This window comes from Pseudomonas sp. m6p (assembly GCF_055760375.1).
On sequence record NZ_CM147084.1, the window covers coordinates 6,185,453 to 6,211,178 of the forward strand.

Here is a 25,726-nt window from a genome sequence, read left to right on the forward strand (position 1 = left end):
CGCCGGGACGTTTCACGGCTCGGCGCTCAGTACCATGAACAACACCATCGCCGCCATCGGCACTCCGAACACTGCGCTGCCCACCGCGATCTCCGAACCCAGCGGCTGCCCGGCATGCACCACCCCCACCGCACCATTGATCACCGTCAACGCCAGCCACAGCGCGGCGAAGCTGTAGGCCAGAGTCTGCCGGCTGAAGCCAATGCGCTCGCCTATGTAGAGCATCAGGGCGAGCAGGACCAGGCCGAAGAAGATGATGATGGCGGTGTGCATGGGTGTGCCTGCGGGTTATGCGGTGCTTGATCGGACGCCTTCGCGGGCAAGCCCGCTCCCACAGTGATCTCGGTCATTCAGAGATTTGTGTACAACCAAAATCCTGTGGGAGCGGGCTTGCCCGCGAAGGAGCCACCTCGGTGTCATTAAGAGCATAGCCAAGTCAGCCCGCATCAATACAAGCCAACCATTCTCGATCAGACACATTTCGCGACGCATTCAAATGTATCTGGACGGCAAGGCCCTTTCTCGCTGGCTCGCGCCTGCCGTTGGTCGAACCAACTACCGAGCGTTTGTTCACCCAGCTAATATTTCTCAGAGTGTGTATCGTGTGTATAAATCGGTTGCTTACGCCCTAAAGTGACCCGCTCTTGCTGTCGAACAGGGCGAAGGAAATGCGTAGTCGGGAAATGATCAGGATGATCGAGGAGGATGGTTGGTATCTGGTTGCAGTGAAGGGTAGTCACCATCAGGACACGTCAGACGAAGGATTCACGTTTATGAAATTCCCGGTCGTTTTGCACAAGGATGCCGACTCGGACTACGGAGTGATTGTCCCGGATGTACCGGGGTGCTTCTCCGCGGGGAGCACGGTAGCCGAAGCTTTTGAAAATACTCAGGAGGCTCTGGCCCTGCACTATGAGGGGCTGGTGGCTGATGGTGCACCGTTGCCTCGAGTTCGGGACATTGATGCACATCTCGACAACCCGGATTATGCGGGTGGAATCTGGGGTGTCGTCGACTTTGATATCACACCCTATTTCGGCAAGTCGGTACGCTTCAACGCCACGCTGCCCGAGCAACTGCTGGAGCGTATAGATCAAACAGTCCGACGTGATCAGCGCTACAGTTCCCGCTCCGGATTTCTGGCCGCCGCTGCGTTACGCGAATTGTCGGCATAACCTTTAGGAGCTGCCGCAGGCTGCGATCTTTCGCTTTTAAAAGCCAGAATCAAAAGATCGCAGCCTGCGGCCGCTCCTACAGAAGCATGTTCGTCAGGTGCTTTCGCGCTCGATCACATTGCACTGCAACAGGTTCAACCGCTGCACATCATCGCTCGGCAATACCCCAAGGCTTTCCAATACCCGCGTTGCCGCCAGCACGCCGATCTCCAGTGCCGGTGGCTTGATCGTGCTCAGGCTCGGCAACAGCATCTCGGCGAACGGGTAATCGCCGAAGCCGAGCACGGCGCAGTCTTCGGGAATTCTGAGGCCTGCGCGTTGCCCGGCGAGCAGGCCGCCGGCGGCGAGGTTGTCGTTGGCGAAGATGATCGCGTCGGGGCGGGGAGCGGCGTTCATCAGCGTTTCCATCGCTTGCTTGCCGGCTTCGAACGGCGCGCGGTCGGCGTCGGGTGCGAATACCCAAGGCTCAAGGCCGAACTCGCGCACGGTGGCGGCATAACCGTCGCGACGTTCGAGGGCACTGAGGTCACCGAGTGCGCTGTTCTGCACGAAAGCGATGCGGCGATAGCCTTTGTCATGCAGATAACGCGCAGCGCTCACGCCGACTTCATAGTGCGAAAAGCCAATCTGCATCGGCTCGCGATCCGGCTGGTAATCCCAGGTTTCGATCACCGGAATATCCGCCTCGGCGATCATCTTTTCCGTGCCCGAACTATGGAAATGACTGGTCAGCACCAACGCGGCCGGCGACCAGCCAAGAAATGCGCGCACGGCGTTTTCTTCCTGTTCGGTACTGAAGTAACTCGACGCCAGCAGCAGCTGATAACCGTGGCGGCTGAGGGTGTCGCTGAAGCCCTGAATGGTGTTGGCAAAAATCGGTCCGGAGATATTCGGAATCACCATGCCGACGATTTTCCCCCGCGCCGAGGCCAGGCCGCCGGCCACCAGATTCGGCACGTAACCCAGCTTGGCGACCACCGCCGCGATCCGCTCGCGGCGTTCCGGCGAGACGGTTTCCGGCTGATTGAAATAGCGCGACACGGTAATCGCCGAGACGCCAGCCTCGCGCGCCACTGCATTCAGGGTCACGCGTCCGGCGCCACGGCGTTTGCGGGGCTTTTCCTGGCTCAAGGCTCGATCCTTCTTAAAAACCAAAACGCATATAAAAGTAATTTTTTAGTATTGGACGCTCTATGCCGAGCTTGCCAATACTGGCGATGTTAGCGCTAACAAAGCGCATTGTCTGCTACTCGCTCGAGCGAATGCCCAAGACACCGATTCAGGCGCTGTCGTCGCAGAACGGCAGCGGTTCAGGGCCAATTTCGAGCGGGCAACCATGCACAACACTCCTGGGGCGACACACAAACTGGCGCAATCGATTCGCGCCGCTGGCTGGATCTTTACCGGGCTGGCGGCGTTGCCGCTGCCCACGGCTTTCGCCGCCGACAGCAGCGAACAAGAGCCGACCCTCAAGTCCGTCACGGTGACCGCTACCCGCCGCGAAGAGTCGCTGCAAAAAGTGCCGGTGGCAGTGTCGGTGATCGACGGCGAACAACTGGAGCGCGACAACCGTAACGGCGTGGCAAGCATCGTCCAGCAAGTGCCGTCGCTGAATTTCCGCACTGGGGCGTCGAACAAGGACACCTCGTTGTTTGTGCGGGGCGTCGGCACGATTTCCACCTCGCCCGGCGTCGAGCCAACGGTGGCCACGGTGATCGATGGCGTGGTCTATGCGCGTCCCGGTCAATCGACGCTCGACCTGCTGGATCTGGAGCGCGTCGAAGTGCTGCGTGGCCCGCAAGGCACGCTGTTCGGCAAGAACGCCTCGGCCGGTGTGCTCAACATCACCAGCAAGGCGCCGACCGACGAGACCCACGGTTACATCGATCAGTCGTACTACAGCGGCAACGAAAGCCGCACCCGTTTCGGCATTGGCGGCAGCCTGATTCCGGACACGCTCAAGGGGTCGATCAGCACCCTGTTCGGCACGTACGACGGCAACGTCGATAACCAGCACAACGGCCAGGAAGTCAACGGCTACAACCATCGCGGGGTGCGCGGCAAACTCGAATTCACCCCGAACGACGACGTCACCTTCACCTTGATTGCCGACTACATGCAGTCCCACGACGACGGCCCCAACGGCGTGGTCAGCAAGTCGCTGACCCCGGCCTTCGCCAACGCGCTGGGCCCGGTCTACGCCAGCAGCCACAACCGCGACATCAACACCGATACCCGCAGCCATGTCGAGGACACCAACAAGGGCCTGTCCGGCCAGCTCGACTGGCAACTGGGCGATTACACCCTGACGTCGATTACCGCGTGGCGTGGCTGGGACAATACGCAGTATCAGGACGGCGACCGTCTCGGTACGGTGACGGCGGCGTTCCCCGGCACGGCGGACAAGGGCGATCTGGCCTTCGATCAATATTCGCAAGAGCTGCGTTTGGCCTCGCCGAAGGGTGAATTCCTCGAGTACGTCGGCGGCCTGTTCTACATGCACGGCAAGGACGACGAGACCTATCAGCGCACGCTGACTACCACCACGCGTACCGACCGTGGCGTCGCCAATTACAGCACCACCAGCGACAGCTATGCGGTGTTCGGTGAGAGCACGCTGAACTTCACGTCCGACTTTCGCGGCATCGCCGGCCTGCGCTACACCCACGATGATCTGGAATACGAACACCGCCGCGTCTCGACCTCGGCGACCACGGTCAGCGGCATTCAACCGGCCACCAGCAGTTCCGGTTCGGTGGACGAGGACGGCTGGTCCGGTCGGCTCGGCGTGCAGTACGACCTCAGCGATGCAGTCACCACGTACCTGACCTATTCGCGCGGCTACAAAGGCCCGGCCTACAACGTGTTCTTCAACATGCAGCCGCGTGACACCGAAGCGCTGAAACCGGAGACCTCGAACACTTGGGAGGCGGGTATCAAGGCCACCGGCTGGAACAACCGGCTGACCACCAACCTCGCGGTGTTCCACAGCGATTACGACAACTACCAGGCGAATTTTTTCGACACGGTCGCCGGGCAAGTGGTGACGCGCCTGATCAACGCCGGCAGCGTCAGCACCGAAGGCGTCGAACTCGATTACGCCTTGCAGGCGACCCAGCAACTCAAGTTCTCCGGGGCGCTGGCTTACACCCGTGCGCGCATCGACCAGTTCAGCTGCCCGGTGGGCGCGGCGGCGTCGTGCAACGTCAATGGCAAACCGCTGCCGTTCAGTCCGGACTGGAAAAGCTACGTGCGCGCCGACTACAGCATCCCGCTGGACAACGGCCTCGATATCGAACTCGGCACCGACTACAGCTGGCAGAGCGAAGTGCAGTACGACATCAGCCAGAACGCCGACACCAAACAAGGCGCTTACGGCATCTGGAACGCCAGCGTCGCGCTCGCCGATTACAGCAACGGCTGGCGTGTGGCGCTGCTGGGCAAGAACCTCGCCGACAAGTCCTACTCACCGTTGCTGGCCAGCGGCGGCAGCTACATCTACCGCGCTGTGCCTCGGGATGACGAGCGTTACTTCGGCGTGCAACTGCGCAAGGATTTCTGAGATGAGCAGACAGCTGAAACTTGGCGCCTTTCTCATGGCCACCGGGCACCACGTCGCCGCGTGGCGTCACCCGCAGGTACCGGCCAATGCCGGCCTGGATTTCGCCCACTACAAGCGTCTGGCGCAGATTGCCGAGGCGGCGAAGTTCGACACGCTGTTCGTCGCCGACAGTGTGGCCGCGCCGACGCAGGACATCGCCAGCCACATGGCGCGCTCGGATCACTTCGAACCGCTGACCTTGCTCTCGGCCCTGAGCGCGGTGACCGATCGCATCGGCCTGATCGCCACGGCGACCACCAGCTACAACGAGCCGTACCACGTGGCGCGCAAATTCGCCTCGCTCGATCATCTGTCGGGCGGCCGCGCCGGGTGGAATCTGGTGACCTCGGACAACGCTGCCGAGGCACTGAACTTTGGTCGCGATGAGCACATCGGCCACGCCGAGCGCTACAGCCGCGCCCGGGAGTTTCATCAGGTGGTCAGCGGGCTGTGGGACAGTTGGGAGGATGATGCGTTTGTCCGCGACAAGGCCAGTGGCGCCTATTACGACCCGTCGAAGCTTCACGTGCTGGATCACGTCGGTGAACACTTTCGGGTGAAAGGCCCGCTGAACGTCGCACGCTCGCCACAGGGACAACCGGTGATCGTGCAGGCCGGCTCGTCCGAAACCGGGCGTGAGCTGGCGGCACAAACTGCTGAAGTGGTGTTCACCGCGCAGACTTCACTGGCTGGCGCGCAGGCGTTCTACGCCGACCTCAAGGGACGTCTGGCCAAGTACGGACGCAGTGCCGATTCGCTGAAAATCATGCCGGGGGTGTTTGTCGTCGTCGGCCAGACAGAAGCCGAAGCGCAGGAAAAATGTGAAACGTTTCAGCAATTGGTCGAACCGGAGGTTGGCGTCGCCTTGCTTGGGCGTATGCTGGGCAACTTCGACTTGTCGAAGTACCCGCTGGACGCACCGCTACCGGATTTTCCACTGACCGACAGCGGCCAGCAGAGCCGGCAGAAACTGCTCACTGAGCTGGCGGGGCGGGAGCATCTGACCCTCGCCGAATTGGGCCGCAGGATTGCCGGTGGACGTGGGCATTACAGCCTGGTGGGCACGCCGACGCAGATCGCCGACCGCTTGCAGGCGTGGTTCGAACAGGGCGCGGCGGATGGCTTCAACGTGCTGGTGCCGCATCTGCCGGGCGGATTGGAAGACTTCGCCCATGGCGTGGTGCCGGAACTGCAGCGGCGCGGGCTGTTCAGAACCGAGTACGAGGGCCGGACGTTGCGCGAGAATCTGGGGCTTGCCCGACCGCAAAACATATTTGTGTAAACACCCTGTGGTGAGGGGATTTATCCCCGATGGGTGGCGAAAGCCACCCCCAAATCTGTATTCAAATTCGCGATTTTTTTTGGGACGGCTACGCCGTCCATCGGGGATAAATCCCCTCACCACAAAGTTGAAATTCACCCTCAATTTGCTGTTAATCAAACAAGAGAGGATTCGATGACTTACACCGCTGCCGAAAACCGCTACGACTCCATCCCTTACCGCCGCGTCGGCCGCAGCGGTCTGGTGCTGCCGGCGCTGTCGCTGGGCCTGTGGCACAACTTCGGCGACAGCACGCCGATCGACACCCAGCGCGCCCTGCTGCGTACGGCGTTCGACCTGGGGATCAACCACTTCGACCTGGCCAACAACTACGGCCCGCCATACGGCAGCGCCGAGATCAACTTCGGTCGCCTGCTGCGCGAAGACTTCAAGCCGTACCGCGATGAGCTGATCATCTCCAGCAAGGCCGGTTGGGACATGTGGCCCGGCCCGTACGGTCAGGGCGGCGGCTCGCGCAAATACGTGCTGGCCAGCCTCGACCAGAGCCTGCAGCGCCTCGGTCTGGACTACGTGGATATCTTCTATTCGCACCGCTTCGACCCGGACACTCCGCTGGAAGAAACCGCCAGCGCTCTCGCCACCGCCGTGCAGCAGGGCAAGGCGTTGTACGTCGGCATCTCGTCGTACTCCGGGGTGAAAACCCGCGAGATCGCCGCGCTGCTCAAGGAATGGAAAGTGCCGCTGCTGATTCATCAGCCGGCGTACAACCTGCTCAATCGCTGGGTGGAAAAAGACCTGCTCGACACCACCGAAGAACTCGGCACTGGTGTGATCGCGTTCACGCCGTTGGCCCAAGGTCTGCTGACCGACAAATACCTCAATGGCGTGCCGGTGGATGCGCGGGTCAATCGTCCGGGCGGTGGTTCGCTGCAGGCTTCGCACCTGTCCGAGGCGAACATTGCGCACGTGCGTGCGTTGAACGAGATCGCCAAACGTCGTGGCCAGAGCCTGGCTCAGCTGGCATTGGCCTGGACCCTGCGTGATCCACGGGTGACCTCGGCGCTGATCGGTGCGAGCCGGCCGGAGCAGATCATCGAGAACGTCGGGGCGTTGAAGAATCTGAGCTTCAGTGCTGAGGAATTGGCGGAGATCGACCGGTTTGCCCAAGAGGGCGGGATCAATCTGTGGGAGAAGCCGTCGACCGCGGAGTAATGGGCAAAGCAAAAGATCGCAGCCTACGGCAACTCCTACAGGGAAATGCGAATCCCAATGTAGGAGCTGCCGCAGGCTGCGATCTTTTGATCTTAAAAGTAAGGCACATCCCCCAACACCGTCGCCCGCTGCATCACCCGTCGTGCCGGGCGGTAATCATCCACCGCGTAATGCTGGGTCACGCGGTTATCCCAGAATGCGATGTCGTCCTTCTGCCAGCGCCAGCGAATGGTGAATTCAGGCCGCGTTGCGTGGGCGAACAGGAATTTCAGAATCGCTTCGCTCTCGGTGTCCGACAGCTCGTTGATCTTCGAGGTAAAGCCTTCGTTGACGAACAACGAACGGCGTCCGCTCACTGGGTGAGTGCGGATCACCGGGTGTGACAACGGTGGATTCTTGCGTCGTGCCTCTTCCCACTGTGCCAGCGCTTCGGGCGTGTTGCCGTAGCGCTCCAGCGGAAACGAGCGGGTGAAATCGTGAGTTGCAGTCAACCCTTCGAGCAAGGTTTTCATCGGCGCCGACAGCGCTTCATAGGCGGCAATCCCGCTGGCCCACAACGTATCGCCGCCGAACTCCGGCAGCAGCTTGGCGCTGAGCACCGCGCCCATCGCCGGCGTTGGCAGGAAGGTCACGTCGGTGTGCCAGATCGCGTTGTCGCGCACGTCGGTGACCGCGGTGTCGAGGATCAACACTTCCGGCTGCTCCGGCACGTTCGGGTAGATCGGATGGATGTGCAGGTCGCCAAAGTACGCCGCGAAACGCGCCTGTTGTGGAGGCTCGATCGGCTGGTTGCGGAAGAACAGCACCTGATACTTGAGCAGCGCCTGCTCGATGGCATTGCGCTGTTCCAGGTTCAAAGGCTGGCTGACGTCGACGCCGCTGATCTGCGCGCCGAGGGCCGAGCTTAAGGGGGTGATGGTCAGGCTGCTCATGATGGTTCTCTTCAATTCCGGGTAACCGCGCCCCTGTAGGAGCTGCCGCAGGCTGCGATCTTTTGATTTGTTTTTTAAAAGCAGATCAAAAGATCGCAGCCTGCGGCAGCTCCTACGCGGGAGGATTCACAAATGCTTTAGTGGGTTTGGCCGTGCCACGGCACCAGTTTGCGCTGCAGGGCACGCAGGCCCATTTCCATGGCGAAGGCAATCAGGGCGATCACCAGAATCCCCAGCAGCACCACATCGGTGACCAGAAATTGCGCAGCCGATTGCACCATGAAGCCCAGACCGCTGGTGGCGGCGATCAGTTCGGCGGCGACCAGGGTCGACCAGCCAACGCCCAGACCAATGCGCACACCGGTGAGAATGTCCGGCAGGGCGCTGGGCAAAATCACGTGGCGAATCAACTGTGCGCGAGTGGCACCGAGCGACTGCGCAGCGCGCAATTTCGCCGGGTCAACAGTGCGCACGCCGGTCGCGGTGGCAATGGCGATCGGCGCGAAAATCGCCAGGTAGATCAGCAATACTTTCGACAACTCGCCGATACCGCACCAGATCACGATCAGCGGCAGATACGCCAGCGGCGGAATCGGCCGGTAGAACTCGATCAGCGGGTCAAGCACACCACGGGCAATACGGTTGGCGCCGATGGCGATGCCCACCGGCACTGCGGTCAGAATCGCGAAGCCGAGGCCCAGACCGATACGGCTCAGGCTCGCGCCCAGGTGCTGCCACAGAGTCGAATCCATATAACCGGTGGTCGCCAGCAACCAGCCCTTTTGCAGCACGGCGGACGGTGGTGGCAGGAACAGCGGTTCGATCAAACCGCTGGCGGTCACGGCCCACCAGATCACCAGCAAGGACAACAGGGTCAGCAGGCTGATCCACCGCGTACTGAGGTTGCGGCGCTGCGGAATCGCCACCGATGGGGTTTTCACTGCGGGGGCGGAAACGTCGTAACTGCTCATGCGCGCTCCTGCCGTTGCACGGCGCTGCGTTGCGAGAACACTCTGCTCAACACGTGCTCGCGGGTTTCGATAAAACGCGGGTCGGATTTGATCGCTCGCGCCGACTCACCGGCGGCGTAGCGCTGGCCGAAATCCAGATGCAGACGCTCGACGATCTGCCCCGGATTCGGCGCCAGCAGAATCAGGTCAGTGGCGAGGAATACCGCTTCTTCGATGTCGTGGGTAATCAGGAACACCGGTTTGGCGGTGCGCTGCCAGACTTGCAGCAACAGCTCCTGCATCTGCTCGCGGGTGAACGCATCGAGGGCGCCGAAGGGCTCGTCCATCAGCAGCACACGCGGGTCGGCGGCGAGGGCGCGGGCCAGGCCGACGCGCTGTTTCTGGCCGCCCGAGAGCTGCCAGATACGGCGGTGTTCAAAACCTGTGAGGTCGACCAGTGCAAGCATTTCCCGGGCGATTGTTTCGCGCTTGTCCTTGGCGACGCCGGCCAGCTCCAGACCGAACGCGACGTTGGCCAACACATCCTGCCAGGGCAGCAGGGCGTCATCCTGGAACACCACGCCGCGTTCGGCGCTCGGGCCTTTGACCGGCACGCCGTCGAGGGTGATACGCCCGGCGCTGGGTTCGACGAAGCCGGCAATCAGGTTCAACAGCGAGGTCTTGCCACTGCCGGACGGGCCGAGGGCGACCAGCAATTGCTGAGGCCCGAGGGTCAGGGAAATGTCCGCCAGCACCGGTTCCGGGCTGCCCGGGTACTGTGCGCTGATGCGCTCCAGCTGTAGCAAGGCCATCGCGGTCAACTCCCGATCAGTTAGTGATGTATTTGGCGCTGACGTACGGCGCGTAGTCCGGCAGTACGGCTTCGACTTTGCCTTGTTCCTTGAGGAACGCGGCGGTGTCGGTAATGGCTTTGGTGGTCGGCGCGCCGAGGCTGATCACCTGATCAGCTGCCAGCGGGTAGACGTTGCCTTGCAGCAGCAATGGAATGTCGCTGGCCTTGGCGCCGGAGAGCTTCACCAGTTTGTCGACGTGGGACTGGTCGGCGAGCCAGGCTTTGGGATCCTTGCGGTAATCGGCGTAGGCGTCGAGGGTGACCTTGGCGAATGCTGTGACGATTTCCGGGTGCTTCTCGGCGAAGTCCTTGCGCACGATCCAGGCATCGAAGGTCGGCGCGCCGAACTTGGCCAGTTCGCCGGAGGTGATCAGCACTTTGCCGTTTTCCTTGGCCACACCGAGGGCCGGATCCCACACGTAAGTGGCGTCGATATCACCGCGTTTCCACGCGGCGATGATCGCTGGCGGGGCGAGGTTGAGCACGGTGACTTTCGACGGATCGATGTTCCAGTGCTTCAGCGCGGCGAGCAGGCTGTAGTGACCGGTGGACACGAACGGCACGGCGATTTTCTTGCCGACCAGATCCTGCGGGGTCTTGATCCCGGAACCGTCGCGGGCGACCAGTGCTTCGGCGGCGCCGATCTGGGTGGCGATGAGGAAAGTTTCCACCGGGACTTTGCGGGTGATCGCAGCGGTCAACGGGCTGGAACCGAGGTAGCCGATCTGCACATCACCCGAAGCAATGGCGGCGATGATGTCGGCGCCGTTGTCGAACTTGCGCCAGCTGATGTCGGCTTTGGTGGCTTTTTCATAAGCACCATCAGCCTGGGCGACTTTCGCCGGGTCGACGGTGGTCTGGTAAGCGACGGTGAGGTCGGCGGCCTGCGCCAGAAAGCTTGCAGCAGCCAGGGAGGCTACGGCCAGCAGGCGAAGCGGGAAATTCAGTTTCATGGGGAGTGCTCCAAATCAGGCGACCGACGATCGGCGTGAAAGGAGACTAAATGATCTAAGAAACTAAAAATAAATAACTTTTTAGACTTAGCTTATGAGCGGAAAAATCTAAAGATCAAAAGATCGCAGCCTGCGGCAGCTCCTACATGGGATAGGCGTACACCCTGTAGGAGCTGCCGCAGGCTGCGATCTTTTCAAAGGCGGCGCTTAGTTGCTGATCGCCAGAATGCTTGCCTGATACGACCCGACAAACACATCGAAATCACCGACCTCGTTCTGCTCCAGCTCCGCCTGTTGCGCCAGCGACGAGCGCGCCAGTTCCTCGAACTTCGCCTGCTCATCCGCCGTCAACGGCTCGCGGCGGAAGAACTCGGCATGCGCCTGGCTCTGACGCAGGGAGAATTGCGCAAAGCTTTCCTTGTGCTCGGCCATCGCGGCCAGCACCTGCGCCGACGGGGTCAGGGACGGGTCGCTGACTTTGGCCAGTTGCGCATCCAGCGCCTTGCTATGCGTGTCGCCGCCGTGGCTTTGATCAAGCAACGCCGCCAGCGGAGCGATTTTTTCCAGCAGCTCGGCTGCCCAGACCTTCAGCTCGACCGCTTCACCGTCACGCTGCAATTGCAGGCCCGGACGCCGGCCCTCCTTGACCACGCTGAGGAAGTTCGAAGTGGCATTGCCGCACGAAGTGTTGGTCAGCAGCGGACTGTCGTTCAGCGCGCAGTACAGCAGGAACGCGTCGAGGAAGCGCGATTCGGTGACGTCGATGCCCATCGGCAGGAACGGGTTGATGTCCAGGCAGCGCACTTCGACGTACTGAATGCCACGGGCCATCAGCGCCTGGATCGGCCGCTCGCCGGTGTAGGTCACGCGTTTCGGGCGGATGTTGGAGTAGTACTCGTTTTCGATCTGCAGGATGTTGGTGTTCAACTGAACCCACTCGCCATCCTGGTGTGTGCCGACCTCCACATACGGCGGATACGGCGTGGCCACGGCTTTGCGCAGGCTGTCGGTGTAGCTCGCCAGATCGTTGTAGCACGGCGTCAGGCCGGCCTGGGCGTTGCTCTGGTAACCGAGGTCGCTCATGCGCAGGCTGGTGGCGTACGGCAGATACAGGGTGTCCGGGTCCAGCTGTTCCAACTGATGCGAACGGCCGCGCAGGAAGCCTGCGTCCAGCGCTGGCGAAGCACCGAACAGGTACATCAGCAACCAGCTGTAGCGGCGGAAGTTGCGGATCAGCGCGATGTAGGACGACGACTGGAAATCGCGGTCGGTGCCGACGAAACCTTCGGCTTCGCGTAGCAGCGGCCAGAGCTTTTCCGGCAGGGAAAAGTTGTAGTGGATCCCGGCGATGCACTGCATGGTCTTGCCGTAACGCAGGGCCAGGCCCTTGCGGTAGACGTATTTGAGCTGACCGATGTTGGAGGTGCCGTAATAGGCGATCGGGATGTCTTCCTCGGCCGGCAACGGGCACGGCATCGACGGACTCCACAGGTACTCGTTGCCGAGCTTGCTGTAGGCAAAGCGATGAATCTTGTCCAGGCTCGCCAGCGTATCGGCCGGATCGGGCAGGGCGGGGGTGATAAATTCCAACAGCGACTCGGAATAATCGGTGGTGATCTGTTCATTGGTCAGCGCGGAACCCAAGGCTTCCGGGTGCGGCGTTTGCGCCAGACGACCTTCACTGGTCACGCGCAGGCATTCACGTTCGATACCGTGGAGGCACTGTTCGAGCAGAGAGAGGTTGGCGCGCTCGCCGAGCAGAGCCAGGCGGCGGTTGAGAAGTTCGCTCAATTTGGATTCCTTCACGCGTCAGTCGCCCCAATATGGGGGTGGGCAGGACGGTCTACAAGGGTGAAGTTGAAACTGGCGTTTTCGCCTGGTTTTCTAGCCGGTCAGCCACACACATAAACTGTAGGAGCTGCCGCAGGATTCGTTGCGCCGAAATTAACTCAAAATGATGAACAACATCTACAGGACTGCGAACGTGCCTTGCGCTTTTGCGACCAGTTTGTTGCCCTGCATCACGTCGGCCTCGACCACCAGCGTGCGGCGGCCCGGGTGGATCACCCGCGCCGTGCACAGCACCTCGCCGTCGGATACGGCGCGGATATAGTTGATCTTGCACTCGATGGTCGCGCTCTGCTGGTCGAAGCCGTGGGTGCTGGAACAGGCCAGCCCCATGGCGATATCGACCAGACTGAACAGCGCGCCACCGTGCAGTTTGCCGCCGCGATTGCGCAGTTGCGGTTCCAGCACCAGGGCGACTTGCGCCACCCCGGTTTCCAGGCTGTGCAGGCGGCAGCCCAACAGCTGGAAAAACGCGCTCTCGACGAGCCCGGCCGGAATCTCCATCAGCGTTTCTTCAACTGCTTGGCGTTGGCGAACAGCGAAGCCATGGCGTTGTTCACCGGAGCGGCTGTGGCCGTTTCCTTGCGCGGCGCGTTGTTCGACGACTGGCGCGGTGCCGAGCCTGGACGCGAACCACGGGCACCGTCGATCTTCTCGCCCGGGGTGTCACTCATGCGCATCGACAGGCCGACGCGTTTGCGCGGGATGTCGACTTCCATGACCTTCACTTTCACCACGTCACCGGCCTTCACCGCTTCGCGTGGATCCTTGATGAACTTCTCCGACAGCGCCGAGATGTGCACCAGACCGTCCTGATGCACGCCGATGTCGACGAACGCGCCGAACGCGGTCACGTTGGTGACGACGCCTTCGAGGATCATCCCCAGTTGCAGGTCTTTCAGGTCTTCGACGCCTTCCTGGAACTCGGCAGTCTTGAACTCCGGACGCGGGTCGCGGCCCGGTTTTTCCAGTTCTTGCAGAATGTCGGTGACGGTGGGCAGACCGAAGGTTTCGTCGGTGAATTTCTTCGGATCCAGACGCTTGAGGAATGCGGCGTCGCCGATCAGCGAGCGAATGTCACGGTCGGTTTCAGCGGCAATGCGCTGCACCAGCGGATAGGCTTCCGGGTGCACAGCGGAAGAATCCAGCGGGTTGTCGCCGTTCATCACGCGCAGGAAGCCTGCGGCCTGTTCGAAGGTTTTCTCGCCCAGACGCGCGACTTTTTTCAGCGCAGCGCGGGTTTTGAAGGCGCCGTGTTCATCGCGGTGGGCAACGATGTTCTGCGCCAACGTCGCGTTGAGGCCGGAGATCCGCGCCAGCAAGGCCACCGAGGCGGTGTTCACATCGACACCGACGGCGTTCACGCAATCCTCGACCACCGCATCCAGACCGCGCGCCAGTTTCAGCTGCGACACGTCGTGCTGGTACTGGCCGACACCGATGGATTTCGGATCGATTTTCACCAGTTCAGCCAGTGGATCCTGCAGACGACGGGCGATGGACACCGCGCCACGGATCGACACGTCCAGATCCGGGAATTCCTTGGCTGCCAGTTCCGACGCCGAGTACACCGAGGCGCCGGCCTCGGACACCATGACCTTGGTCATTTTCATCGCCGGGTATTTTTTGATCAGCTCGATCGCCAGTTTGTCGGTTTCGCGGCTGGCGGTGCCGTTGCCGATGGCGATCAGATCAACCGAGTGCTTGGCGCATAGGGCCGCCAGGATCGCGATGGTCTGATCCCACTTGTTGTGCGGCACGTGCGGGTACACCGTGGCGTGATCGAGCAGCTTGCCGGTGGAGTCGACCACCGCGACCTTGCAGCCGGTACGCAGGCCCGGGTCAAGGCCCAGGGTCGCACGCGGGCCGGCCGGCGCGGCCAGCAGCAGGTCATGCAGGTTGTGGGCGAAGACGTTGATCGCCTCGGTTTCGGCGCCGTCGCGCAGTTCGCCGAGCAGGTCGGTTTCGAGGTGGGTGTAGAGCTTGACCTTCCAGGTCCAGCGCACCACTTCACCGAGCCATTTGTCGGCCGGGCGGTTCTGGTTCTGGATGCCGAATTGCTGGCCGATCATGCCTTCGCACGGGTGCATGGTGCCCGGCAGTTCGTCGCCGACTTTCAGTGCGGAGCTGAGGATGCCTTCGTTGCGGCCACGGAAAATCGCGAGTGCGCGGTGCGACGGCATGCTTTTCAGCGGCTCGTCGTGTTCGAAGTAGTCGCGGAACTTGGCGCCTTCTTCTTCCTTGCCAGCGATCACGCGGGCGCTGATGGTCGCTTCCTGCTTGAGGAAGTTGCGCAGCTTCTCCAGCAGGCTGGCGTCTTCGGCGAAGCGCTCCATCAGGATGTACTTGGCGCCTTCCAGCGCAGCCTTGACGTCGGCTACGCCTTTTTCGGCGTCGACGAAGCGTGCGGCTTCGGTTTCTGGCGTCAGGTTCGGGTCGTTGAACAGGCCGTCGGCCAGCTCGCCGAGGCCGGCTTCCAGGGCAATCTGGCCCTTGGTGCGGCGCTTCTGCTTGTACGGCAGGTACAAGTCTTCGAGGCGGGTCTTGGTGTCGGCGAGTTTGATATCGCGCTCGAGGGCGGGGGTGAGTTTGCCCTGCTCCTGGATGCTGGCGAGGATGCTGATGCGCCGTTCGTCGAGTTCTCGCAGGTAGCGCAGACGCTCTTCCAGATGACGCAGTTGGGTGTCATCGAGGCTGCCGGTGACTTCTTTCCGGTAACGGGCGATGAAGGGAACGGTAGAGCCTTCATCGAGTAGCGCGACGGCCGCTTCGACCTGTTGCGGGCGTACGCCGAGTTCCTCGGCGATGCGGCTGTTGATGCTGTCCATAAAACCACCTGACATAGTGTGAAAGCAGGCTCGCAGGCACGGAAATAAAGGCCCGGAGTCTGGTTGAGCGGCTAGAAAATTGCCGCTGCCTGGGTCAAAAGGCTCCCCATTGACCCGTGAAATCGAACAATTACTGCGGCCACCGGGAAAAAAGCCCGGCCACCTGCGGTAACGATTCAGACGTTGCCTGGCACAAAACGCCGCGCATTATAACCAGCGTTCTGTCATTCGGGGGTGTAGCAGTCTGTAGGCATAAACCCCGGTTTTCTGGCAGTGAAGGAAAAATCTGCTAACAATGCACACGGTGCGTATAACGGCAGCTACGCCATAATGCGCGCCGAGCTAAAAGGAGCATCCAATGAGCAGCACTGCAAACAATGCTGAAGGCGAAAAAATTCTTATTGTTGACGACGATCCGGGGCTGAGCAGCCTGCTGGAACGCTTTTTCGTCAGCAAGGGCTACCGCGCCCGTGCCGTACCGAACACCGAGCAAATGGACCGCCTGCTGTCGCGTGAAGTGTTCAACCTGGTGGTCCTCGACCTGATGCTGCCAGGCGAAGACGGCCTCACCGCATGCCGTCGCCTGCGGGCCGCGAACAATCAGATTCCGATCATCATGCTCACCGCCAAGGGCGATGAGATGAGCCGCATCAAGGGCCTGGAACTGGGCGCTGATGACTACCTGGCCAAGCCGTTCAACCCGGACGAGCTGATGGCTCGGGTCAAGGCTGTTCTGCGTCGTCAGGCCGCACCGGTGCCAGGTGCACCGGGCAGTGAAGACGAAAATGTCACCTTCGGTGATTACGTGCTGTCGCTGGCGACCCGCGAACTGAAACGTGGGGAAGAAGTGCACATGCTCACCACCGGTGAGTTTGCGGTGCTCAAGGCGCTGGTGATGAACGCGCGTCAGCCGCTGACCCGCGACAAGCTGATGAACCTGGCCCGTGGTCGCGAGTGGGATGCCCTTGAGCGTTCCATCGATGTGCAGATCTCCCGTCTGCGCCGGATGATCGAACCGGATCCGTCGAAACCGCGCTACATCCAGACGGTCTGGGGCGTGGGCTACGTGTTCGTACCGGATGGCGCCGCCACCAAGTGATCGGCGATTTGTAGGAGCGGGTCTGCGCAGATCGGGTTGATCGACCCTCTGCGCAGACTCGCAATCCGCAATATGCGAGCATGGCTCGCTCCTGCAAGTGTGTAACGGTTATCGATGAAAACCCCCGTCTGGTTCCCCCAAAGTTTTTTCTCCCGCACCCTTTGGCTGGTGCTCATCGTCGTGCTGTTTTCCAAGGCGCTGACCCTGGTTTATCTGTTGATGAACGAGGACGTGCTGGTGGATCGCCAATACAGCCACGGCGTCGCCCTGACGCTGCGTGCCTATTGGGCGGCCGATGAAGAAAACCGCGCGAAGATCGCCGATGCCGCGACGCTGATCCGGGTGGTCGGCGCCGGTGTGCCCGAGGGCGAACAGCACTGGCCGTACAGTGAAATTTATCAGCGGCAGATGCAGGCGGAGCTGGGCGCCGATACCGAAGTGCGTTTGCGCATGCACTCGCCGCCGGCGCTGTGGGTGCGTGCACCGAGCCTCGGCGATGGCTGGCTGAAAGTGCCGCTGTACCCGCATCCATTACGCGGCCAGAAAATCTGGAACGTGCTCGGCTGGTTCCTCGCCATCGGTTTGTTATCGACCGCGTCGGCATGGATTTTCGTCAGTCAGCTCAACCAGCCGTTGAAACGCCTGGTGTATGCCGCCCGACAACTCGGTCAGGGCCGCAGCGTGCGTCTGCCGATCAGCGATACACCGAGCGAGATGACCGAGGTGTATCGCGCCTTCAACCAGATGGCCGAAGACGTCGAACAGGCCGGGCGCGAGCGCGAGCTGATGCTGGCCGGGGTGTCCCATGACTTGCGTACGCCGTTGACCCGTTTGCGGCTGTCGCTGGAGCTGATGGGTGATCGCAATGACCTGACTGACGACATGGTGCGCGACATCGAAGATATGGACGCGATTCTCGACCAGTTCCTCGCGTTCATTCGTGACGGTCGTGACGAGTCGGTGGAAGAAGTGGACCTGAGCGATCTGGTGCGTGAGGTGGCCGCACCCTACAACCAGAGCGAAGAAAAAGTGCGCTTGCGACTGGAACCGATCCAGCCGTTTCCACTGCGCCGGGTGTCGATGAAACGCCTGCTGAACAACCTGATCGGCAACGCCCTGAACCATGCCGGCAGTGGCGTCGAGGTCGCGGCTTATGTGTCTGGCGATACCAGCGCGCCGTACGTGGTGTTGAGCGTGATGGACCGTGGCGCGGGGATTGATCCGTCAGAGCTTGAGGCGATCTTCAACCCGTTCACCCGTGGCGACCGTGCCCGGGGTGGCAAAGGCACCGGGTTGGGGTTGGCGATTGTGAAGCGGATTGCTTCGATGCATGGCGGCAATGTCGAGCTGCGCAACCGCTCCGGGGGCGGGCTGGAAGCGCGGGTAAGGTTACCGTTGGGGTTGATGTTGCCGCGGGATGCGGTCTAACAGTTGAAAAAGATCGCAGCCTTCGGCAGCTCCTACAGGGTACGGATTCCCATGTAGAAGTTGCCGAAGGCTGCGATCTTTTGCTGTTAACCCTTGCCCTTTGTCCGGGTCATGTTCGGCCCGCCATTCTTCTCAAGGTGTTCGATGATGATACCCGCCACGTTCTTGCCGGTGGTGGTCTCGATCCCTTCCAGGCCCGGCGACGAGTTCACTTCCATCACCAATGGCCCGTGGTTCGAACGCAAGATATCCACACCCGCCACCGCCAGGCCCATGACCTTGGCCGCACGCAACGCGGTCATGCGTTCTTCCGGGGTGATCTTGATCAGGCTGGCGCTGCCGCCACGGTGCAGGTTGGAGCGGAACTCGCCCGGTTTGGCCTGACGCTTCATGGCTGCGATCACCTTGTCGCCGACCACGAAACAGCGGATATCCGCACCGCCGGCTTCCTTGATGTATTCCTGAACCATGATGTTCTGCTTCAGGCCCATGAACGCCTCGATCACCGATTCGGCTGCGGTTGCGGTTTCGCACAGCACCACACCGATGCCTTGAGTGCCTTCCAGCACCTTGATCACCAGCGGCGCGCCGTTGACCATGTCGATCAGGTCGGGAATGTCGTCCGGCGAGTGAGCGAAGCCGGTGACCGGCAGGCCGATGCCGCGACGCGACAGCAGTTGCAGCGAACGCAATTTGTCCCGGGAGCGGGCAATGGCCACCGACTCGTTGAGCGGAAACACCCCCATCATTTCGAACTGGCGCAACACCGCGCAGCCATAAAACGTCACCGATGCACCGATTCGCGGTATCACCGCGTCGAAGCCTTCCAGCGGTTTACCGCGGTAGTGGATTTGCGGCTTGTGGCTGGCAATGTTCATGTAGGCGCGCAAGGTGTCGATCACGACCATTTCATGCCCGCGCTCGGTGCCGGCTTCGACCAGGCGACGGGTGGAATACAGACGCGGATTCCGCGACAGCACAGCGATCTTCATGCAACACCTGTGGAGGAGGTAGATACCGGGAACACCGGCTTGTCTTGTACATATTTGATGCCCGGATTGACCACCAGCTGGCCGTCGATCAAGGCTTTGGACCCGAGCAACAGGCGATAGCGCATGGACTTGCGGCAGGCGAGGGTGAACTCGACCTGCCAGACCCGATCACCGAGGGCCAGGGTAGTGCTGATCACGTAGCGCACCTGCGCCTGGCCGTTGGAGCTTTTGATGGTTTTGCGCGTCACCAGCGGCGCTTCGCAACGCCGATGACGCAACTGCACCACCGTGCCCAGGTGCGCGGTAAAACGCACCCACTTCTCGCCATCGCGTTCGAACGGTTCGATGTCGGTGGCGTGCAGGCTGGAGGTGCTGGCGCCGGTGTCGATTTTCGCCCGCAGGCCCGCGACTCCCAGATCCGGGAGCGCCACCCACTCGCGCAGACCGACAACGGTCAAATGGTCAAATGTCTTCAAAAAAATGCTCAACCGTGGCAACCGCTCAGCCCGCAAGGGCCGGATTCGCGGTATTCACGCAGAATAAGGGTTAAAAGGCGACAGATTTCTACGGCCCGGATCGCCGACGCCTCAAGCGGGTGTCGGCTGGTGCGCATTGTAATCCGCGGCGGCGTCATTCATGGCACGACAGAAACGGTAGTACAGTTCATCAATATTTCAGAATGAGGAAATTCCATGGCACAAAAAAGCGAAGAGGACGACAAGGTCCGTCTCGACAAGTGGTTGTGGGCGGCGCGCTTTTATAAAACCCGGGCCCTGGCCAAAGCAGCCATCGAAAGTGGCAAGGTGCACTGCCGAGGGGAGCGCTGCAAGCCTGGCAAAGAGCCACGCATTGGCGATGAATTCGAGATTCGTACCGGTTTTGAAGAGCGCACGGTGAGGGTCGACGCCTTGTCGATCGTACGTCGTGGCGCACCCGAGGCGCAGACGCTGTATACCGAGACCGAGGCGAGTATTGCCAAGCGTGAAGCGGCAGCGGCGATGCGCAAGGCCGGGGCGCTGGGCGTGAGCACCGACGGCAAGCCGAGCAAGAAGCAGCGGCGGGATCTGTTCAAATTTCGTGGGAACAGCAACAGCGATTGACAGACACAGCACACCATTGTGGCGAGGGAGCTTGCTCCCGCTGGAGGCCGAAGGACTCCCTATCCAGTCGATCATGTATTTCAAAGTAAAACCGGGTCGACTGGTTCTGTGACTGCTTACGCAGCCAAGCGGGAGCAAGCTCCCTCGCCACAGGTGTGTGCAAACTGTCAGTTCGCGGCAGACACCACACTCATCCGCGAAACCACCGGCAGCTTGCCCAGTAAAGCGAAAACCGGCGCAGTCACCTTCAGCCAGAAGTTGGCGGCGTGATAAGCGAACGGTGTGTAGTAACCCCAGCCCAACGCCCACACCGCCAGCAGCATGCCGCCGATGTAATCATCCTGGCCCCAGTGCGCGCCGGCCACCAGACGCGGCAGCATGAACAGCAGCGCCAGGCCCCAGACCGTGAGGAACTGGCCGATCGAGCGGCTGAATACGCCCATGAACAGTGCCCAGATCAGCAACACCGAAGCGTGGTCACCGGGGAAGCTCTGACTTGAGCGATCCTTAAGTTCCCAGGCTTTTTCCAGGTGCGGGAAGTAATCACTCAGGTGCACCGCGCCTTCCAGCACCATCGATGGACTGCTGTGCTGCCAGTCCATGTAGTCGGCGAATTTGGAAAACAGCGCGCGAATCACCACCATCAACAGCAGAATCGAGAAAAAACCGAAAAAGGCGCGACGTACGTCAATCGCCTTGAACACCCAGTCACCCTTGATCAGCAGCGTCAGCAGAATCAGACCTACAACGATGTCGAACGGGCGCAGACTTGCAATTGCCCAGATGTGGAGCCATATGGGGTTGCTGGCCAGTGGTGCATTGAGTGAGCGGAACAGCCACTCGTCGAAAATCACACACAGCATCTGGCCCGTAGGCCATAACCAGAAAGCCAGTAGCGCCAAAGGCACCACGTTACACAGAACCAGCCGGCCGAGGTTCCACCTTGATTGGAACAAACCCGGATTGTTCATAAAATGCCTCCCGTGGCTGAACATTCGCACCAAATGGGTGCGGAGAAGCGCGGGATTTTCATCTTTTGTAACCATTTTGTCATCAATTCAGATACCCAGACCTATGACTGATCTCCCGGATACCGATTACACCCAACGCTTCATCTTCGATGACAGCGACACTCGCGGCGAGCTGGTTGCGCTGGAACGCAGCTACGCCGAAGTCCTCGCCAAGCACCCGTACCCGGAGCCGGTCGCGCAATTGCTGGGCGAATTGATGGCGGCCGCTTCGTTGCTGGTGGGCACCCTGAAATTCGACGGCTTGCTGATTCTGCAGGCGCGCTCCGAAGGCCCGATTCCGCTGCTGATGATCGAATGCTCCAGCGAGCGCGAGATCCGTGGTCTGGCGCGTTATAACGCCGAGCAGATCGCCCCGGATGCGACCCTTGCCGACCTGATGCCGGGCGGTGACCTGACCCTGACCGTCGACCCGACGATCGGCCAGCGTTACCAGGGTATCGTCGACCTTGACGGTGAAACCCTGTCGGAATGCTTCACCAATTATTTCGTTATGTCTCAGCAGGTTGGCACCCGCTTCAAGCTCTTCGCCGACGGCCGTCGTGCCCGCGGCATGCTGCTGCAGCAACTGCCGGCCGACCGCCTGAAAGACGAAGAAGAGCGCGCCGCCAGCTGGCAGCACATCACCGCGCTGGCCAGCACTCTGAGCGCCGATGAATTGCTCAGCCTGGACAACGAAACCGTCCTGCATCGCCTCTACCACGAAGAGCAGGTGCGCCTGTTCGATGTGCAGAACCTGCGCTTCCGTTGCAGCTGCTCGCGGGAACGCTCGGGTAATGCGCTGGTCAGCCTGGGTCTGGAAGATGCGCAGGCACTGGTGGCTGAACGCGGTGGCGAAGTCGAGATCGATTGCCAGTTCTGCAACCAGCGTTACCTGTTCGATGCGGCCGATATTGCTCAATTGTTCGCTGGCGCAGGCGTGGACACGCCGTCAGATACCCGGCACTAAAACGGTTCAGCGCAGGTAAATTCACTGCGTAACGACGGAATTTCGCCGTTACGACGGGAGGACCCTACTCTTTTTGGGCTTTTCTGGCATAATCCGGCCCACTTTTTTCGCGGTAGTAGTGCACGACTTTCTACTACAAAACGTTTGGAGCACACTCGGCCACTGGCCGACGGGGAACCTCATGACGCAAGCCAATAACGCCGTGTACACCGATCTGAGTGTTGATGATCTGGTAAAAGAAGCCCTGCAACGCGGTGAGGGCGAGCTTGCCGATACCGGCGCTCTGGTTGTTCGCACCGGTCACCGCACCGGCCGTTCGCCAGTCGATCGTTTCATCGTTGAAGAGCCTTCCACCCAGGCCGCTATCGCCTGGGGCCCGATCAACCGCAAGTTCCCGGCCGACAAGTTCGACGCGCTGTGGGCTCGTGTCGAGGCGTTCAACAACGCGCAAGAGCACTTTGTTTCCCACGTACATGTAGGCGCGGCTGAAGATCACTACCTGGCCGTGAAAATGACCACCCAGACTGCCTGGCAGAACCTGTTCGGTCGTTGCCTGTTCATCAACCCGGCCCAGTACAACCCGGCCGGTCGTGAAGAGTGGCAAGTGCTCAACGTGGCCAACTTCGAGTGCGTGCCTGAGCGTGACGGCACCAACTCCGACGGTTGCGTGATCATCAACTTCGCGCAGAAGAAAGTGCTGATCGCCGGTATGCGTTACGCCGGTGAAATGAAGAAAGCCATGTTCTCCGTGCAGAACTTCCTGCTGCCGGCCGCTGACGTGCTGCCAATGCACTGCGCTGCCAACATCGGCGAAGAAGGCGATGTGACCCTGTTCTTCGGTCTGTCGGGCACCGGTAAAACCACCCTGTCGGCCGATGAAAGCCGTTACCTGATCGGTGACGACGAACACGGCTGGGGCGAAGGCGTTGTCTTCAATATCGAAGGCGGCTGCTATGCCAAGTGCATTGACCTGTCCGAGAAGAACGAACCGGTCATCTGGAAAGCCATCAAGCACGGCGCAGTCCTGGAAAACGTGGTCATCGACGATGCCAAGCACGCCGACTACGCCGATGTCAGCCTGACCCAGAACAGCCGCGCGGCCTACCCGCTGGAGCACGTTGCCAAGCGTTCCGCGAAGAACCTGGGCGGCGAGCCAAACGCGGTGATCTTCCTGACCTGCGACCTGACCGGCGTCCTGCCGCCAGTGTCGATCCTCAACGAAGAACAAGCGGCCTACCACTTCCTGTCCGGCTACACCGCGTTGGTGGGCTCGACTGAAATGGGTTCGGGCAGCGGCATCAAGTCGACCTTCTCCACCTGCTTCGGCGCACCGTTCTTCCCGCGTCCGGCTGGTGAATACGCAGAACTGTTGATCAAGCGCATCCGCGGCTTCGGTTCCAAGGTCTACCTGGTCAACACCGGCTGGACCGGCGGTGGCTACGGCGTCGGCAAACGCTTCAACATCCCGACCACCCGTGCCGTGATCGCCGCGATCCAGAGCGGCGCACTGATCGGTGCCGCCACCGAGCACCTGGACACCATCAACCTCGACGTGCCATTGGCCGTACCGGGCGTTGAAACCAACCTGCTCAACCCACGCAACACTTGGGCTGACAAAGCTGCCTACGACGAAGCGGCCAAGGCCCTGGCCGGTCTGTTCATTGAGAACTTCAAAAAGTTCGAAGTGAGCGACGCGATCAAGGCTGCCGGGCCAAAGTTGTAAGACTTAGTTCTGGTGAATGAAAAAGCCGCCTCTTGAGGGCGGCTTTTTTTCTTATATAAACCCTCATTTATTCTTCCTGTGTTTTTTCTTGCAGGCAAGAACAGCATCTACCTCGATTCTTGCAAGATTGACCTCAAAGTCTAAAGCCCTTAATGTTCTGAAAGCATTTTTCAACGTTACTTTTGAAAAAAAAAGGTAGCTTTTTCGGTATCTCTCGGTTTACGGCAATGGCATATACAACGCAGAATTTTTTTGATTCTGGCCGAATGTCTAAATCAGCTAACTTCATTTCTTCAGGTAGTTTTTTGTTTAGTCTTTTTCGGAACTCCTTGTCACTAACAAATGCTTCGGCAGCGACGCAGCCTTGAGAGAATAAGTGGCTTAGGGTGCTCGAGCTTCTATAGTATTTGACGTGAATTAAGTCTCGAGAGTTTCTTAAAATATCGCAAAACTCGATTTTGTCATTTTTTCCGCCAAGTCCAATAGTTTTTTTGTCAAACAGTACATAATTAGGGTCGTTTGCAACGACATAGTTGTTGTATTCGTCTTCCCTTTCATGGTTGTAAGTTGGAAGGGTGTATTGATACTGAGTTAATTCACTGAGGTAGTTGTCTATGCGTTTCACGAAGTCTTGATTTACTCTGTACCATATCCCGTTTCTAAGGATATATTGTTCACTGCCATATGTTATTTCGGCGTAAAGACAGCGATATGCAGACCATGACTTATTGCTATGATGTTCCTCGTGAACTATAAAAATTTGTTGTTTCTTCAAGGCTTTTGTACATATTTTCTCTTGACTGTTGGTCTGTAAATGTCTTGCGAGTTCTTTAATTTCTAATGTCGGATGTATTGCCGCCTTGTAATGCTGGTCAAATGAGTAGCCCGATTGATACTCCCAATCTACGATTTCTGGCTCACCTAGCCAAAAATGATCAAGATATTGATCGACGGATAATCTCTCATCCAGCTCCATGTCGAGTAATAATGCAACGTCTGGGTCTTTTATTTTACTTATGTTGTCCACCCATTCGAAGTTTTCTGGAAGCTTCATTTTGAAGCGTTCTAGCGCTTCAAATAGGATGTCTGATAATGTATCAAGAGTCACTTCTGGGCATATGACAAGAGCATCTCTGCCAGTTATTTGAGTCCCGAATATGCTGACCATGGACTCTCCAGTTATCGCGTAAAGCATATCCGTCTCCGAGTCTATTTCAAGCTCAAAGATTCCTACGCTTTTAGGGCTCTGATTTCTCGAGTTCAGTGGATTGTCTTCATAGTTTGACTTGTCCAGGCTTCTGAGCTTTTCAGGACTTACAGAGTTTAAAGTTACGCGAAGACCAAAGTCGCGTTCAATGCTGTCGGATATTATCAAGTGATAGCCTGAGCCAAAAGCTAGAGCGAATATTTTCCCATGAACTCGAATTACTAATAGCGCGCCGACGGTATTTCCCTGTCCAAAAATTTCTGGTGAGAATTCTTGATCCTTGCAAAGGAAACTTGCCCATTTGGGGGGGTGAGGATCGACTTCCTTTTTTATATAAAGCGTTGCGGATCCCGTAGGAAGCTTTACTGTTTTTGGGGCGATTGAGTTTTCAACTTTTACAAACTCTATGTCGGATGCATGGTCGTTTTTTGCCAAGTAGATTGAAAGTTTTTCTTTGTTCTTTTTAGCTCTTGGCATTTTTTACTCCCTGTCTACCGGTTGCCGATTGTTCAAGGTCCCAAAAACGTTTTCCACCAAGTATCTATTACTCATTCCTCTGTATTGGA

The 25,726-nt window shown here is 59.6% G+C and carries 22 protein-coding genes; 9 read left to right on the forward strand and 13 right to left on the reverse strand.

Annotated elements, in window-relative coordinates:
• Window positions 1-12 precede the first annotated feature (12 nt).
• Window positions 13-273 (reverse strand): hypothetical protein, encoded by a 261-nt coding sequence (locus tag ACYZUM_RS28230; RefSeq protein WP_108181365.1) that lies wholly within the window; start codon window positions 271-273, stop codon window positions 13-15.
• A gap of 500 nt (window positions 274-773) precedes the next feature.
• On the opposite strand from ACYZUM_RS28230, the gene ACYZUM_RS28235 reads away from it, so the two are divergent.
• Complete coding sequence (locus ACYZUM_RS28235) at window positions 774-1,175, forward strand: type II toxin-antitoxin system HicB family antitoxin (RefSeq protein ID WP_047291023.1); 402 nt, start codon at window positions 774-776, stop codon at window positions 1,173-1,175.
• 93 nt (window positions 1,176-1,268) lie between these two features.
• Here the strand turns inward: ACYZUM_RS28235 and ACYZUM_RS28240 are convergent, their stop codons facing one another.
• The gene (locus ACYZUM_RS28240) at window positions 1,269-2,306 is read right to left on the reverse strand and encodes a LacI family DNA-binding transcriptional regulator (protein WP_108181366.1); all 1,038 of its coding nucleotides are present in this window, start codon (window positions 2,304-2,306) and stop codon (window positions 1,269-1,271) included.
• A gap of 205 nt (window positions 2,307-2,511) precedes the next feature.
• Between ACYZUM_RS28240 and ACYZUM_RS28245 the strand changes: the two genes are divergently transcribed.
• From ACYZUM_RS28245 to mgrA, 3 genes are all read left to right on the forward strand, one after another.
• The gene (locus ACYZUM_RS28245) at window positions 2,512-4,737 is read left to right on the forward strand and encodes a TonB-dependent receptor (protein ID WP_108181367.1); all 2,226 of its coding nucleotides are present in this window, start codon (window positions 2,512-2,514) and stop codon (window positions 4,735-4,737) included.
• Window position 4,738: 1 nt separating this feature from the next.
• The gene (locus ACYZUM_RS28250; protein WP_108181368.1) at window positions 4,739-6,058 is read left to right on the forward strand and encodes an LLM class flavin-dependent oxidoreductase; all 1,320 of its coding nucleotides are present in this window, start codon (window positions 4,739-4,741) and stop codon (window positions 6,056-6,058) included.
• Window positions 6,059-6,232: 174 nt separating this feature from the next.
• Window positions 6,233-7,270, forward strand: a complete 1,038-nt coding sequence (mgrA, locus tag ACYZUM_RS28255; protein WP_108181369.1) for an L-glyceraldehyde 3-phosphate reductase — start codon at window positions 6,233-6,235, stop codon at window positions 7,268-7,270.
• Window positions 7,271-7,362: 92 nt separating this feature from the next.
• Here mgrA and tauD read toward each other — a convergent pair whose 3' ends face one another.
• The 7 genes from tauD to ACYZUM_RS28290 form a co-directional block, all read right to left on the reverse strand.
• Window positions 7,363-8,202: a taurine dioxygenase gene (gene tauD / locus ACYZUM_RS28260; protein WP_108181370.1), complete on the reverse strand. Its 840-nt coding sequence runs from the start codon at window positions 8,200-8,202 to the stop codon at window positions 7,363-7,365.
• A 137-nt stretch (window positions 8,203-8,339) separates the two neighbouring features.
• Window positions 8,340-9,173, reverse strand: coding sequence for a taurine ABC transporter permease TauC (tauC, locus tag ACYZUM_RS28265; RefSeq protein WP_108181371.1), 834 nt, complete (start codon window positions 9,171-9,173; stop codon window positions 8,340-8,342).
• A complete protein-coding gene (gene tauB / locus ACYZUM_RS28270; RefSeq protein ID WP_108181372.1) occupies window positions 9,170-9,964 on the reverse strand; it encodes a taurine ABC transporter ATP-binding subunit in 795 nt (264 codons plus the stop codon). Before tauB ends, tauC begins: the two co-directional genes overlap by 4 nt.
• Before the next feature lie 16 nt (window positions 9,965-9,980).
• The gene (gene tauA, locus ACYZUM_RS28275) at window positions 9,981-10,958 is read right to left on the reverse strand and encodes a taurine ABC transporter substrate-binding protein (RefSeq protein WP_108181373.1); all 978 of its coding nucleotides are present in this window, start codon (window positions 10,956-10,958) and stop codon (window positions 9,981-9,983) included.
• A 207-nt stretch (window positions 10,959-11,165) separates the two neighbouring features.
• Window positions 11,166-12,749 (reverse strand): glutamate--cysteine ligase, encoded by a 1,584-nt coding sequence (gene gshA, locus ACYZUM_RS28280; RefSeq protein ID WP_108181374.1) that lies wholly within the window; start codon window positions 12,747-12,749, stop codon window positions 11,166-11,168.
• Window positions 12,750-12,926: 177 nt separating this feature from the next.
• The gene (locus ACYZUM_RS28285) at window positions 12,927-13,310 is read right to left on the reverse strand and encodes a PaaI family thioesterase (RefSeq protein WP_108181375.1); all 384 of its coding nucleotides are present in this window, start codon (window positions 13,308-13,310) and stop codon (window positions 12,927-12,929) included.
• Window positions 13,310-15,634, reverse strand: a complete 2,325-nt coding sequence (locus ACYZUM_RS28290; RefSeq protein WP_007964702.1) for a Tex family protein — start codon at window positions 15,632-15,634, stop codon at window positions 13,310-13,312. Before ACYZUM_RS28290 ends, ACYZUM_RS28285 begins: the two co-directional genes overlap by 1 nt.
• Before the next feature lie 358 nt (window positions 15,635-15,992).
• Here ACYZUM_RS28290 and ompR point away from each other — a divergent pair, with 358 nt between their 5' ends.
• Both ompR and ACYZUM_RS28300 read left to right on the forward strand, forming a co-directional pair.
• Window positions 15,993-16,733 carry an osmolarity response regulator transcription factor OmpR gene (gene ompR / locus ACYZUM_RS28295; RefSeq protein ID WP_003220637.1) on the forward strand — a complete coding sequence of 247 codons (741 nt, stop codon included), beginning with the start codon at window positions 15,993-15,995 and terminating at the stop codon, window positions 16,731-16,733.
• Window positions 16,734-16,847: 114 nt separating this feature from the next.
• On the forward strand, window positions 16,848-18,161 hold the full coding sequence (locus ACYZUM_RS28300) for an ATP-binding protein (protein WP_027611205.1): 1,314 nt from the start codon (window positions 16,848-16,850) through the stop codon (window positions 18,159-18,161).
• Between the two features lie 86 nt (window positions 18,162-18,247).
• Here ACYZUM_RS28300 and rimK read toward each other — a convergent pair whose 3' ends face one another.
• Together rimK and rimB are read right to left on the reverse strand one after the other, a co-directional pair.
• Window positions 18,248-19,153, reverse strand: coding sequence for a 30S ribosomal protein S6--L-glutamate ligase (rimK, locus tag ACYZUM_RS28305; RefSeq protein WP_007949201.1), 906 nt, complete (start codon window positions 19,151-19,153; stop codon window positions 18,248-18,250).
• On the reverse strand, window positions 19,150-19,629 hold the full coding sequence (gene rimB, locus ACYZUM_RS28310) for a retropepsin-like aspartic endopeptidase RimB (RefSeq protein ID WP_047290814.1): 480 nt from the start codon (window positions 19,627-19,629) through the stop codon (window positions 19,150-19,152). The genes rimK and rimB overlap by 4 nt, the downstream gene beginning before the upstream one ends.
• Before the next feature lie 216 nt (window positions 19,630-19,845).
• Here rimB and ACYZUM_RS28315 point away from each other — a divergent pair, with 216 nt between their 5' ends.
• A complete protein-coding gene (locus ACYZUM_RS28315; protein WP_108181376.1) occupies window positions 19,846-20,253 on the forward strand; it encodes an RNA-binding S4 domain-containing protein in 408 nt (135 codons plus the stop codon).
• Window positions 20,254-20,420: 167 nt separating this feature from the next.
• Here ACYZUM_RS28315 and ACYZUM_RS28320 read toward each other — a convergent pair whose 3' ends face one another.
• The gene (locus ACYZUM_RS28320; RefSeq protein ID WP_108181377.1) at window positions 20,421-21,224 is read right to left on the reverse strand and encodes a phosphatase PAP2 family protein; all 804 of its coding nucleotides are present in this window, start codon (window positions 21,222-21,224) and stop codon (window positions 20,421-20,423) included.
• A gap of 103 nt (window positions 21,225-21,327) precedes the next feature.
• On the opposite strand from ACYZUM_RS28320, the gene hslO reads away from it, so the two are divergent.
• Both hslO and ACYZUM_RS28330 read left to right on the forward strand, forming a co-directional pair.
• Complete coding sequence (gene hslO, locus ACYZUM_RS28325) at window positions 21,328-22,230, forward strand: Hsp33 family molecular chaperone HslO (RefSeq protein WP_041071252.1); 903 nt, start codon at window positions 21,328-21,330, stop codon at window positions 22,228-22,230.
• A 181-nt stretch (window positions 22,231-22,411) separates the two neighbouring features.
• On the forward strand, window positions 22,412-23,953 hold the full coding sequence (locus ACYZUM_RS28330; RefSeq protein WP_041071255.1) for a phosphoenolpyruvate carboxykinase: 1,542 nt from the start codon (window positions 22,412-22,414) through the stop codon (window positions 23,951-23,953).
• Window positions 23,954-24,086: 133 nt separating this feature from the next.
• Here ACYZUM_RS28330 and ACYZUM_RS28335 read toward each other — a convergent pair whose 3' ends face one another.
• Window positions 24,087-25,637 (reverse strand): TIGR04141 family sporadically distributed protein, encoded by a 1,551-nt coding sequence (locus ACYZUM_RS28335; RefSeq protein ID WP_473061215.1) that lies wholly within the window; start codon window positions 25,635-25,637, stop codon window positions 24,087-24,089.
• Window positions 25,638-25,726 lie beyond the last annotated feature (89 nt).